Consider the following 12,035-nt stretch of genomic DNA (forward strand, 5'->3'; position numbering starts at 1 on the left):
CTTCTATTAGGGATACAAACAACTTTTTTACTATAATCCTATGAAACCCTCTAATACACCACCTTTTCATTTTCTGTATTTTATGAATTTTCTGTATTTATATTATGAGATATTTTATCATTACTAGACAAGTCATTTGATAGTTTTCATAATAAAATAAATTATTATAATGAAATATGATCGTGTTTGTTATAAGGTTAGCTTCAGAAAAATGCGGTTATCTATACTATGAAAATCAGAAGTATTTAAAGTATTCAAAGAAGAAAAATTTGATGCTCGAGCCTCGTTGTCAAGACGAATCCGTTGTTTACATGTCTTCAATGTAAAACCCTTATCAAATCAGTTTTTTTACTTCTAAGTATAGATAATCACGGATTTACAACGTTAAGGAAATTCCAATATTAAAAGCCCAATTCCTCAGTGTTAAAATATAGAAATTGAGACTATATTTTAGTTAGTCCATTAAAGCGCCCAATCGTTGAAGATCATTGTTTAAATCTTATTCAAGATAAAGGGTCCTTTAGCTAAATAAGGAATATGTTGTACAATTCCAATGCTTTGAATTTATTTTTCTTTCACACTTCCAACCCATTTTTTGTAGTTCCTTAGCTATTAACATATTAAAAAATCCATGGCCTACCAATACTACCGATGTGTGTTCTTGGGCATATCCAACCAATAAATCAGATGCTATTTTAGCCCTGGCTTTTGCGTTGCTCAAAGATTCACATCCCCTCGAATAACCACTAAACCATAGGCATCTTAAAATCACTGCCCAAATATTCGGATTTGATTTTAAACCCCAGAGTTTTGTTAAAAGATTCGGTAGCTCTGTTTCACGAAACAAGGGTTCTGAAATTGCATGTATGTCGGGATTTAATAACTTTGCTGACTCGATAGACCTTTTTAGATCACTAGTTATCACAAGGTTCGCTGATGCTATTTTTTCAAGCGTTTCTGATGGGTAAGAGTTTTCTTCGAAAACCCCACTATCATCATACTTTTTAATCCAATTCTTAAATTCTTTATATGTCATTCTATTATTATCAATCTGCTTAGATTTACCATGTCTTATCAATGAAATTTCCATAATAAACTCCTATAATACATCATTATCATACGTTCCAATTAATAAGCAATCCAGCATGTGCCAAACCACCTCCGAAGCCATATAGTAACATCTTGTTACCATTCTTGATTTTCCCTTCAAGTACGCCCTTATCTATTGATAATGGGATTGTAGCTGAAGATGTATTACCGTAATGAACTAAGCTAAATAATGTTTTTTCTATCGGAATATCAGTTTTTTCACATATTGATTCAATCATTCTTAAATTTGCACTATGAGGTACAAACCAATCAACATCACTTAAAGGAATAGACGCATTTTCCATAACGCTTTGCATACCTTTTGGAACAGTAGTAACAGCCCATTTGTATACCTCGCGTCCATTTTGAACAATTTTATTACTATTAATTAAATCCTCTCCAAACATACGTTTTGATAAATTTGAACAATATAAGCTTTTTCCTTTTTCCCCTTCTGAACCCAAATGTGAGGAAAGAAAACTTGGCTGTTTTTCGTCGAACTCTACAAGGACTGCTCCTCCACCATCTCCAAATAAAATACAGGTAGATCGATCTTCATAATCAGTAACTTTAGATAGGGTTTCTGCTCCAATAACAAGAATTTTCTTGTGTAAACCAGAAGTGATTAATCCATTGGCTACATGCAACCCATAAGTAAACCCTGCACAAGCAGCGTTTAAATCAATTGCTCCGGAATTTTTTATGCCTAGCTTTGCTTGGACTAATGAAGACACGCTTGGAGTTTTAAAATCAGGAGTTAATGTACAGACGATAATCATATCGACATCATCTACTGATTTATCGTATCGTTCCATTAAATTTCTTACGGCTTTATAACTTATATCACTTGTAAACTCTTCTTCAGTTGTTATTCTTCGTTCTTTAATACCAGTACGCTTAACAATCCATTCATCGTTTGTTTTAACTATTTTTTCTAAATCATAATTTGTTAACTTTCTTTCAGGGACATATGAACCTATGGCAGTAATACGAGCTTTAGATACGAACATAAAAAAACCACCTTATTTGGAAATTTTTACTTCTCCTAATTTTACCACTTATTACTAGTACTAGGTACTATATAAGTAAAAATTTTTTTAAACAAGACACACAGTTAATTCAATAAACCTTTTTCCATTAAATGGCCCTTTACATAAAGAAAGACGCAATCCTAATTTCAGAAAAGCGCCCGTTCCTTCAATAAAACTTCACTAACGTATGAACGCCAATTCTCTATTAGCGAGTGCATCCTTTAACCATCGAGGATGCATTTTCAATAAGTCTTGCGGTAGGTTTTGTGGTTCAAAAAATTTAATTTCTAGTGACTCAGAAGAATTACATCGTAGATCTCCACCAGTAATTTCAGCAAGGAAACAAGTTGTTATAAAATGTACTACTTTACCATTTGGATAAGCAAACACCTGTGAGTTAGGGTCAGAGTACACACCAATGAGCTTTTTAATTCTTATATCTAAATTAGTTTCCTCTTTTACCTCTCTGATAGCGGCTTCAGAAACTGTTTCCCCTATCTCTATATGACCTGAAGGAATACCCCATAACCCTACATCTGACCTTTTCTGCAACAAAACTTGTTTTTCCTCATTTAAAATAATAACTGCAACCCCAGCTTTTAAATCACTAATTCTTTTCATACTATAAACCTCCTTAAAATAATAAAAAAGGGTCCGAGGGGAAAGAATTCAACGCATAACAAATACGTTGAACCTTTCCCCTCGGACCTTTTATGTCAATAGGTGCCTTTTACACACGGTAAAAGAAGTAGCCCTCGGTCACTGACCTTCCTAGATAGCGGAACCCTAGCTACAATTTTCCAGTTCATTTTTTATTTTACAGCTAATTCTTAGAAGATAAAAGATATTCTTTCACTAAAATGCCCGTTACTTTAATAACAAATATCAATTTTAAATTTCTTTGATAATCTCTACTCTGTTACCAAAAGGGTCTCTAAACTCAAAACGGTCAAAATTGGGAATTGGTACTGAATCTAGTATTTTTATATTATTTTCCTCTAATGCTCTTCTCCAATGTGACACATCTTCTACTTGGTATGCTAAATGAGCTTTTGTTGTTAATCTATCAAAGCCCTCTTCTGTTCCTACATGCACCTCTTTATCGCCAATTGTAACCAAAAGCCCCCACGTCCTTTAAGTGAATCTGGCTTTTCAATTTCTTCTAATCCTAATACATTACAATAAAAATTCTTACCTTCCTCTTCAGCACCCTTTGGAATAGTTATCTGTGCGTGATGTAATCCAAGAATCATGTACATTCCCCCTATGTATTAAAACTACTTCGATTATAACCTTTATTCGATAAGATTGGTTATAAATGGAATCTTAAATACACCGATAAGTGAAAACCTTTACAATTTCTATAATATATTACATAAATATCTTATAACCTTATTAGCGAAGGTTAACCCGCAAATTACAGATCTTGATCTGATTATTATAGGACAGCAAATTAACATACATAAAAGCAACAACTCTCCCAAACCAAAAACGGAAAGAAGCAATTCTAAAGACATAAGTCTCTCTGAAAAGGAATTCGATCTATTAGCTAGAATTGTACGAGCCGAAGCCCAGACAGAACCTTTCGAAGGAAAAGTAGCGGTGGCTGCTGTTGTCTTAAATAGAGTAGAAAGCTCTCAATTTCCTGATACGATAAAAGAAGTCATTTATGAGCCTAGACAATTTCAACCCGTTGCCAATGGTCAAGTCAATAAATCAGCTGATCAAGAGTCCATTGAAGCAGTAGAAGCGGCATTGTCAGACATGAGAAATATATCCAAGGATTCATTATTTTTTTACAACCCAGACATAGCCACAAATCGTTGGCTGGATACAAGAGAGACAACGGTTGTTATTGGACAGCATGTGTTTAAGAATTAATCCTCTTTTTTTGTTAATCATCTCAATGACTTAGTCATGCAAAAAAAGACGTTAGTGAACTCTACTTACGTCTTTTTTTCGTTGGTGTACTGGTTAAATCAAAACAGAATTATGGTATGTGATGTTTTATTAAGAAATTAGCCTGACCTCTTTCAAGCTATCAACATATCGTCCTACTGGAATAATATCTGTAATTATTATCTTCAACCATATGTTTTAGCTCTCATTCTTCTTTTGTTTCGCTATTGTAAATTGTTTAATGGTAGAAAAGAAGATGAACGATTAATTTCTAATGGGCTGACCTTCTCGAGCTGTAGGGTTGTGTTATGATACAACGTTCAAAAAGATTTGCTGGCCTCTCTTGCTTCATGGGGGACGGCGATCAGGAACTATGCATCATACAATCTACACTTTTGACCTTTCTCAATCAATTTACACACGCTTAAAACAGACATTGTAAAGTTCATTTTAACTTAATCTGTCTAAAAATTTAAATCTCACCTTCAATGAACACATCTTCATAGGCTTTATAACAGTAAAATCAACCACCCATACTTTTTCTTTCTCACCGAAGTGATTTACAAATTCGTTTTCACAAATATTTAAAGCTAGTTTATTACGATCAAATAATATTTTTAATTGTTGATCGTTACCTAAAACGATTCCATCGTGATCCTCCGTTATGTGAATGAACGGAATAATAAATCGTTCAATAATGGACTCTGGAGTTTCAATAAATAGGTAGGAGTCAGACAGAATGAGCTCTTTGTTTGCATTCTTTTTCCAAACGAACTTTCTTGTTAACTCTTGTAAAGTTGGGACTAAATATGCCTTAGTCATGTCTAGTTCAAATGTATCAACATCATTAGTTATAACAACATCTTTGATCGTTGAATAATGAGATTTACCATCCGCTTGTAATGAGTGATTAATAATTGGAACAGAGTGTCCTTGTGAACCATTACATAAAAAAGAATACCGTTTTTCATCAAAGTATCCATCACAATACATTCCGCTTCCCAAATCTTTCAGAAACGTTTCTCCATTAGCTTGTAGGATAAAATGACCAATATCATTGTGATTATGAGGCTCATCATTATTACCTCCCTTTCAGGCAAATACATCATGTTCGTTTCTTGAAATGAACCATTGTGAATCACTTAAGTGATAGGTAGCATTTTGCCATGGTATCCCTTTGATCGTCTCGTCATACCATAATAAATTTCTAAACGCTGGGGCCCACCCCACCTGTTGCAATGATCTTCCTCGTACGAGGCACGAAGATCGCTTTCCGGCACTTCAAAATCAGCATAAATTTGTTGCAAATAGTGACTCTCTGCACGAAGAAGACTAGAGCGGTGATCTAGGTGTTTTTTACGTATAATCCCAAATTCATCCTCTTCAGAATAATAATAAAGATAATTGGAGATGATGTTGAAACAAGCTTATGTTGGAGGGAATTGTTTTGAGTAAATCAGATTCATCCAAAATGATGGATAAAATGTTAGATGACATGAAGAAAGAAAATGATAAAGCTAGAGAGAAAGCTAAAAAAGCACTTGGAAAATAAAGAAAAGCTGGCAATTAGCTGCCAGCTTTTTTGTATTCGTTTTTATTGGTATTCTTTAATGCTTTCAATGCTTTTTCACGAGCACGTTTGTTTTCTAGTTTGCGCTTCATCATATAGTTGTCGGAGAGTTCTTTAGAATAAGGATTTTCTTGTGTCGCTTGTCCCATATTAGTCCTCCCCTTTCTGAATTTCTTTTTGAGTTACAGTAAATTTGTTGAGTAGTTCGCAACAAATCCACAAAAGTTCCTGTGTGATTGTTAGGTTAAGTTTACCAGTTTCGTCATCAAACTTCAACTTAGTATTATTAGAGTCATCTAAGTGCAAAGATAGTATCCATTCCGAACCATCTTGTAGAATCCGCTTCCAAGATATGAAGTCAGTTTGTATTAAGGGATTGTTTTGGCTCTTATCCATTGATTGGATATATTTATTGTTACCCTTTTTATATGGAATAAAAACATCCAACTCTGCCTTGTTTATTCCGTAAGCGCCAATAAATAATAACCCATCCTCTTCAATCTTATACAAAGAATAACTGGAGCCGAAGTCTATATTGTCTAGATTGAATTGGTCATTTACTAATAAATTTAATTTCGACTTTAACTGATAGAGAGTGTCTATTAAAATATCATACTTCTCTTTAAACAAGTAGGCAGATTCCTCTGTGAAATCCAATTGTGTTAGTAAGTCTTCGATCGCCTCGTTTTTTTCTTCGATAATTAAATTTTTATACTCAATTATTTCCTTTTTCTTTTCTAACTCAATAAGCAGTTGTTTATCAAATTCTTTGCCTAATTCTTTTTCTAACTCTTCTCTTAAAGTTAGTACAAAGTCTTTTTCCTTAGACATCGAGATTAGGGAAGAGTATTCCTTATTCTTTCTCTTCTCGTAAACTCCTAAGTGAAACAACTCGCTACCAACAGTACTCATTTCATTTAAAACAAGGACTCTTACAAATGAACCAGATAATAATATTCCTAATATACTTAGAAAAAATAAAGAACTAGAAGGTAATTCGATTATGTTTTGAAAGGCTTTGGTTGTTTTTGAAATAAGCCAACCTGGTACCACTACAATGATTAAACCAGTTACCCCTTTTAGTGAAAACAATTTTTTTCCTTTTCTCCAGAGATAAATAATAGAATTGGTTAAAATCAACTTTGTTGAGATTTTCTCATATCTCTTCGACTCTTCGTGAAAAACGTTGAGTATATCATTTAACTCTTTTGAAAAGATGGTTAGTTTATGTTTCGGTTCTGTATTCACTGCAACCCCTTCCTCCTGCATTTGTGGTTTTTCCAATTATATCATTGTGAAAAAATCAGAAGACGAATCTTCAAAGCAACCTCTATAGGGGCTCGACATGATCATCTTGTACTAATTCATCTAACAAAATCTGAGTTTCTTTTAAAAACTTTCTATATGTATCTACTTCCCCATTAAAACAAATTTGATAAAAAATGTCGCTTTCTAAATTAATAATAGTCAGAATGTAATGATATATCAATATAAATAAGCTACATAATCCGGATGAATCAAATAAAAATGCTTAATCGGAACTCGAGGAACAAACCTAATTATCTAAATATAAGATTAACTCCCTTTTCGATTGTCAACTTAAATTTTTTTAAAGTTGACACTTCTCATCTCCCCCCTTATACTAAAAAAATGTCTTTAAACTATTTAGAAAATGGTGAATGAACATGAAACTAAGAAACATGATGTATGCATCTCTTTTTGCCGCAATTGTCGGCGCCCTTGGAATCCTACCACCTCTTACCCTTCCTATCTCGCCAGTACCTATTACAGCCCAAACGTTAGGGGTTATGTTAGCTGGTGCTATTTTAGGAGCTCGTTACGGTGCACTCAGTCTAGGTATATTTGTGGCACTTGTTGCATTTGGAGTTCCACTTCTTTCAGGAGGTCGCGGCGGTTTTGGCGTATTAGTTGGTCCAGGCGGAGGGTATATCCTAAGTTGGCCAATTGCTGCTTTTGTTATTGGATCCTTAGTGGAGAGGTATTGGAATAAGATGAACACAGCCCGTTTTATTCTCTTTAACATCATTGGGGGAATCCTCCTAGTTTATGCATCTGGAGTCACCTACCTTTCCTTCGCTACGGGAATCCCTTGGACAACAGCCGCTTTTCAGGCCCTCATTTATGTACCGGGTGACGTAACGAAAGCCGTGATCGCTGGCATGATTGCGATGCAAATTAAAAAAGCATATCCCCTTATTAATAAACCAATTGAACACAAAAAGGCTGCATAATACTCTTGATGAAGAGGGATGTCCAATGGACTCCCCTTTTTTTCTATCATGAAAGTTTGCTAGATGAATAGCTCCACAACGGTAGACTTTTCCTCTCGTTTCAAAACAGCTCTAGAAAGGATTGTGAAAAAATGTTAATTTGTGAAACCGTTAAACAAACAGCCCTTACTCACCCAGACAAAATCGCAGTGAATTGCGATGGAAATCAAATGACATACAAAGAATTAAATGAAATGATTATTTCAATCCAGCAACAACTTGCCACGGTTCTCGGTCCTCTAAATAAAAAGAAAGTCGCTTTTTTAATCGACAATGACTCTTATTTTTTAGCGCTCTTTTTAGCGATTATTCAAGCTGGTGCAATTGCGATTCCCATTGATCCTAAATGGAGTAGTCATGATCAGGAGCTTATCGTGTCCGATTGCGCCCCTGATCTTTTATTATCTAATCATATGATTACAGATGTCCTTTGCCTATCTCTCGTACAACTAATGAAGCAGAAAAAGATAAGCTTGCCTGCACACAATATTTCAGATGATCATCTATTTTATATTGGGTATACATCAGGTACTACTGGGAGATCAAAAGGTTATTTACGGACTCACTCTTCATGGATCAATAGTTTCTCGGCTAGTGATCTCGTTTTTGATATTAATAAAGAAGATATTATTTTTGCACCAGGTGCGCTCGTACATTCACACTTCTTATATGCAGCCCTACACGGACTTCATATAGGAGCTACTGTCTACATAACAAAGAAGTTTAAAGCAGAATCTGTCTATCAGACCGTAACCACTTTTCCTGTGACGATTTTATATCTCGTTCCTACCATGTTTTCAGCTATAACGGAAGTATATGAGAAGAACGAGAAACCAATTGAGGCTTTAGAAAAAGTCATCTCTGCTGGAGCTAAATGGCATCCAACATTAAAGAAAAAATCTAAGTTCCTTATTCCGAACGCTGAAGTATTTGAATTTTACGGGGCTTCTGAATTAAGTTTAATTAGCGTTCTAGATGAAAAAGGGAACACGGAAAACCCTGAATCCGTCGGAAAAGCAATCCCGGGAGTAGAGGTTTCGATTCGAAGACCTGATTTCACAAAAGCAGACATTGGCGAATTAGGAAAGCTATTCGTGAAAAGCAAGTTTTTATTTAGTGGCTACCATAACCTGCCAAAGGCAACGGAAGAGGTCTTTCATAGTGGCTGGGCAACAGTTGGTGATATAGCTTTTATCGATGAGCACGGCTACATCACTCTTGCAGGTCGTGAGAAGAACATGATCATTAGCGGCGGATTAAATATCTATCCAGAGGAAGTAGAAAACGTTTTATCTTCTCTCCAAGAAATCGACGAAGTCATTGTTATTGGCTTAGAAGACAGCTATTGGGGGGAAAAATTAGCGGCTGTAATAAAATGGCGCGAAGGAAGCAGACTTTCTGATCAGCAGTTAAGACAATACTGCAAACAAAAGCTAGCAACTTATAAATGTCCTCAACAATTTATCGAGCTTGAATCTTTCCCCTATACAACTAGTCAAAAGATCGCTAGAAAAGAAGTAATGAATTTAATAGAAAAACAAAACGAACATCAAGGGACGTGAAACGAGTGAAAGAAGCGGTTATCGTAACAGCCAAACGAAGCGCAGTTGGTAAATCAGGAGGCATCTTTAAAAACGTTTCTCCTGAACACTTAGCTGCTCCCCTCATTCAACACATAGTGGCAGAATTTCAGTTAGACCCTTCATCAATTGATGAAGTCATCCTCGGAAACGCAGTTGGGCCAGGAGGTAATATCGCACGCTTATGTGCCCTCTCAGCAGGTTTACCTGTTTCTGTTCCAGGAGTGACCATTGACAGACAGTGCGGTTCAGGATTAGAGGCTATTAATTTAGCAGCTAGGCTTATTCAAACAGGAGCGGGTGACATCTATTTAGCAGGAGGAGTCGAAAGTACAAGTCAAGCTCCGTGGAAACTATCCAAGCCCACTTCTCTTCATGACCCTAAAGGACCGCAGCTATTCATGAGGGCTCGTTTTTCTCCAGACGAGATTGGTGATCCAGATATGGGGTTAGCTGCAGAAAATGTTGCTGAAGCTTATCAGATTTCACGCGAAACCCAAGATGAATATGCTTTTCAAAGTCAATTAAAAGCTGTTAACGCCATCGAATCTGGTTATTTTAACGAAGAAATCGTTCCAGTCAAAGGCCAAACGACTGACCAATGTCCAAGAAAAAATTTAACGGTTGCAAGACTGGGTACACTCCCCCCTGTTTTTAAAGAGAATGGCACAGTCACTGCAGGTAACGCTTGTCCGCTTAATGACGGGGCTTCGATTGTCTTAATCATGTCTTTAGATAAATGCAAAGAATTAGGATTACAACCTATTTTACGCTTTGTTGATGCAGTAAGTTCGGGAGTTGATCCGAATTATCTCGGCATCGGGCCTGTCCCTGCCGTAACAAAACTATTAGAACGCCAACATCTATCGGTCGATGACATCGACATTGTTGAATTTAATGAAGCATTCGCATCACAAGTGATCGCTAGTTTAAATGAATTACAGATTCCTTTTACGAAAGTAAATCGAAACGGCGGCGCATTAGCAATTGGCCATCCGTACGGAGCATCAGGAGCTATTTTAATAACGAGATTATACACAGAAATGAAGCGAAATAACCTTAGAAGAGGTGTTGCCACTCTTGGAATAGGTGGCGGCTTAGGATTGGCGACTTTAGTAGAATTGATAGAATAGAGGAACCCGACATGATTGATGAAATATGGGATGGATCATTCACAAAACCTATAAAAATAACAGTGACGAGAGAAATGATAGCCGCCTACGCAAAATCAATCGACATAGACTCGGAGATTTATGTCGATATCGAATTCGCCAAAAAAGCAGGTTACGACAACATTCCTGCTCCACCAACTATGCCGATCATTTTTTGGCAGTATTTTGACGTACCTTGGTTACAAGATGCAGGCCCTCTTATACACCGGAAGCAGCGCTTTCTCAATGTAGAACCGCTTTTAGCAAGCCGTACCTATGTGTGTTCAATTCAGTTACTAAATGTTAAGAAAAAACAAAACAAACATGGCATGATGCAATTATCAAATCATAAATTAATTGTGTCATATAACGATTGTATTCATGCGACGGCAATTACGACATTAATCATAAAAGAAAAGTAAGGTGAGATGATGGATTTAACTAATCTACCAATCATTTATATCCCAGAAATCAAAGAAGAGCATATTATAGATTACGGGAACGTTTCCAATGATTTCAACCCCCTGCACTTTGATAAAAAAGCAGCCGAACAGGCTGGATTCCCATCTATTATTGCTCATGGAATGATGACAATGGGCATCAGTACAAAGCTTATTTCTCCGTGGTTATCAAATGATTACTTTATTAGCGAATATGAAAGTTCATTTCATAAACCACTCTTAGTTGGGGATTCCCTGCATCTTGTTGCGGAACTGATTAAGCAGCAAGAAACGTATGCTCGTATCTCGTTTAAAGGTGTGAATCAAGATCGTAAAACAATTATTACAGGTAAGATTTTAGTTAAAAGTAACCTAACATGATACTCAGTTTACACCCTCCTCCTTTGAAAAAGATAACAAAAAACACCCTTATCTACTGGTTCGTAACGTATAGTAAGTCTTTCTTCTTAATAATGGTTATATCCGATATCGTTGTCTCTGTTTTTACTAGAATAGTACTGCAATCATTAAAAATTTATTTATCGTTTTTTTAATGGGTTGTATGGTTTCTTATGATTGCTAACGTTACTGTTTAAGAACTATAGCTTACTTTCGGGCATTGGCGCTATTTCATTAAATTTTCTTAGCCGTTTTTTCTTGGGATTTAATTAAACCTTGTAACAGATAAGATAAAAATTTCTTGTGAATCCTTCTTTCTTATTTAATGTACCTTTATAATGCAAATTCCCCATTGTTTGTATAAGATTGTATTTTGGGTCTAAAGACTGGATTGTCCTTATAATATTTTTCCGCAAGATTAAGAAGTGGCCTAAGGTTGATTCCATACACATCTTCAATAATATCCAAATTGTCGTACCGAGCGCAGATACGAATAATGTTAGCGAGACAAACCTTGGATCCAGCGAAGGCCCCTAGCCAAAGGACATCATGATTTCCCCATTGAATATCAACAGAATGATAATT

13 protein-coding genes and 2 pseudogenes are annotated in these 12,035 nt (G+C 35.8%); 6 read left to right on the plus strand and 9 right to left on the minus strand.

Annotated features, from left to right (window positions below):
- Positions 1-520: 520 nt before the first annotated feature.
- The 4 genes and pseudogenes from PQ474_RS24880 to PQ474_RS24895 all read right to left on the minus strand — a co-directional run bounded on the left by PQ474_RS24880 (position 521) and on the right by PQ474_RS24895 (position 3,373).
- On the minus strand, positions 521-1,090 hold the full coding sequence (locus PQ474_RS24880) for a histidine phosphatase family protein (protein WP_273848270.1): 570 nt from the start codon (positions 1,088-1,090) through the stop codon (positions 521-523).
- A gap of 25 nt (positions 1,091-1,115) precedes the next feature.
- The gene (locus tag PQ474_RS24885) at positions 1,116-2,099 is read right to left on the minus strand and encodes a ketoacyl-ACP synthase III (protein ID WP_273848271.1); all 984 of its coding nucleotides are present in this window, start codon (positions 2,097-2,099) and stop codon (positions 1,116-1,118) included.
- Positions 2,100-2,300: 201 nt separating this feature from the next.
- Complete coding sequence (locus PQ474_RS24890) at positions 2,301-2,741, minus strand: NUDIX domain-containing protein (protein ID WP_273848272.1); 441 nt, start codon at positions 2,739-2,741, stop codon at positions 2,301-2,303.
- Between the two features lie 270 nt (positions 2,742-3,011).
- Positions 3,012-3,373: pseudogene (locus PQ474_RS24895) on the minus strand (VOC family protein).
- A gap of 55 nt (positions 3,374-3,428) precedes the next feature.
- On the opposite strand from PQ474_RS24895, the gene PQ474_RS24900 reads away from it, so the two are divergent.
- Positions 3,429-4,001 (plus strand): cell wall hydrolase, encoded by a 573-nt coding sequence (locus PQ474_RS24900; RefSeq protein WP_273848273.1) that lies wholly within the window; start codon positions 3,429-3,431, stop codon positions 3,999-4,001.
- Positions 4,002-4,469: 468 nt separating this feature from the next.
- Here the strand turns inward: PQ474_RS24900 and PQ474_RS24905 are convergent, their stop codons facing one another.
- The 4 genes from PQ474_RS24905 to PQ474_RS24920 form a co-directional block, all read right to left on the minus strand.
- Positions 4,470-5,012 carry a hypothetical protein gene (locus PQ474_RS24905; protein WP_390187662.1) on the minus strand — a complete coding sequence of 181 codons (543 nt, stop codon included), beginning with the start codon at positions 5,010-5,012 and terminating at the stop codon, positions 4,470-4,472.
- Positions 5,013-5,111: 99 nt separating this feature from the next.
- Positions 5,112-5,258 carry a hypothetical protein gene (locus PQ474_RS24910; RefSeq protein WP_273848274.1) on the minus strand — a complete coding sequence of 49 codons (147 nt, stop codon included), beginning with the start codon at positions 5,256-5,258 and terminating at the stop codon, positions 5,112-5,114.
- A gap of 327 nt (positions 5,259-5,585) precedes the next feature.
- The gene (locus tag PQ474_RS24915) at positions 5,586-5,738 is read right to left on the minus strand and encodes a hypothetical protein (RefSeq protein WP_273848275.1); all 153 of its coding nucleotides are present in this window, start codon (positions 5,736-5,738) and stop codon (positions 5,586-5,588) included.
- A gap of 1 nt (position 5,739) precedes the next feature.
- Positions 5,740-6,837, minus strand: a complete 1,098-nt coding sequence (locus tag PQ474_RS24920; RefSeq protein ID WP_273848276.1) for a hypothetical protein — start codon at positions 6,835-6,837, stop codon at positions 5,740-5,742.
- 437 nt (positions 6,838-7,274) lie between these two features.
- Between PQ474_RS24920 and PQ474_RS24925 the strand changes: the two genes are divergently transcribed.
- The 5 genes from PQ474_RS24925 (at position 7,275) to PQ474_RS24945 (ending at position 11,432) form a co-directional block, all read left to right on the plus strand.
- Complete coding sequence (locus PQ474_RS24925; RefSeq protein ID WP_273848277.1) at positions 7,275-7,841, plus strand: biotin transporter BioY; 567 nt, start codon at positions 7,275-7,277, stop codon at positions 7,839-7,841.
- A gap of 131 nt (positions 7,842-7,972) precedes the next feature.
- Entirely contained in the window at positions 7,973-9,442 is a 1,470-nt protein-coding gene (locus PQ474_RS24930; RefSeq protein WP_273848278.1) for an AMP-binding protein, read from the plus strand.
- 5 nt (positions 9,443-9,447) lie between these two features.
- Entirely contained in the window at positions 9,448-10,593 is a 1,146-nt protein-coding gene (locus tag PQ474_RS24935; RefSeq protein WP_273848279.1) for a thiolase family protein, read from the plus strand.
- Positions 10,594-10,604: 11 nt separating this feature from the next.
- Positions 10,605-11,033 (plus strand): FAS1-like dehydratase domain-containing protein, encoded by a 429-nt coding sequence (locus PQ474_RS24940; protein WP_273848280.1) that lies wholly within the window; start codon positions 10,605-10,607, stop codon positions 11,031-11,033.
- A 9-nt stretch (positions 11,034-11,042) separates the two neighbouring features.
- Positions 11,043-11,432, plus strand: a complete 390-nt coding sequence (locus tag PQ474_RS24945; protein ID WP_273848281.1) for a MaoC family dehydratase — start codon at positions 11,043-11,045, stop codon at positions 11,430-11,432.
- Between the two features lie 390 nt (positions 11,433-11,822).
- Here the strand turns inward: PQ474_RS24945 and PQ474_RS24950 are convergent.
- A pseudogene (locus PQ474_RS24950) lies at positions 11,823-12,035 on the minus strand (fructose-bisphosphatase class III); the annotation flags it as partial.

The sequence above is a fragment of the Halalkalibacter alkalisediminis genome (assembly GCF_028610705.1).
Taxonomy (GTDB): domain Bacteria; phylum Bacillota; class Bacilli; order Bacillales; family Bacillaceae_D; genus Halalkalibacter; species Halalkalibacter alkalisediminis.

Bases quoted from the DNA above. Each gene is read 5' to 3' on its own strand.
- PQ474_RS24930 (WP_273848278.1), top strand. From the start codon at position 7,973: ATGTTAATTTGTGAAACCGTTAAACAAACAGCCCTTACTCACCCAGAC.
- PQ474_RS24890 (WP_273848272.1), bottom strand. From the start codon at position 2,741: ATGAAAAGAATTAGTGATTTAAAAGCTGGGGTTGCAGTTATTATTTTA.
- PQ474_RS24945 (WP_273848281.1), top strand. From the start codon at position 11,043: ATGGATTTAACTAATCTACCAATCATTTATATCCCAGAAATCAAAGAA.
- PQ474_RS24940 (WP_273848280.1), top strand. From the start codon at position 10,605: ATGATTGATGAAATATGGGATGGATCATTCACAAAACCTATAAAAATA.
- PQ474_RS24915 (WP_273848275.1), bottom strand. From the start codon at position 5,738: ATGGGACAAGCGACACAAGAAAATCCTTATTCTAAAGAACTCTCCGAC.
- PQ474_RS24885 (WP_273848271.1), bottom strand. From the start codon at position 2,099: ATGTTCGTATCTAAAGCTCGTATTACTGCCATAGGTTCATATGTCCCT.
- PQ474_RS24905 (WP_390187662.1), bottom strand. From the start codon at position 5,012: ATGTATTGTGATGGATACTTTGATGAAAAACGGTATTCTTTTTTATGT.
- PQ474_RS24925 (WP_273848277.1), top strand. From the start codon at position 7,275: ATGAAACTAAGAAACATGATGTATGCATCTCTTTTTGCCGCAATTGTC.
- PQ474_RS24880 (WP_273848270.1), bottom strand. From the start codon at position 1,090: ATGGAAATTTCATTGATAAGACATGGTAAATCTAAGCAGATTGATAAT.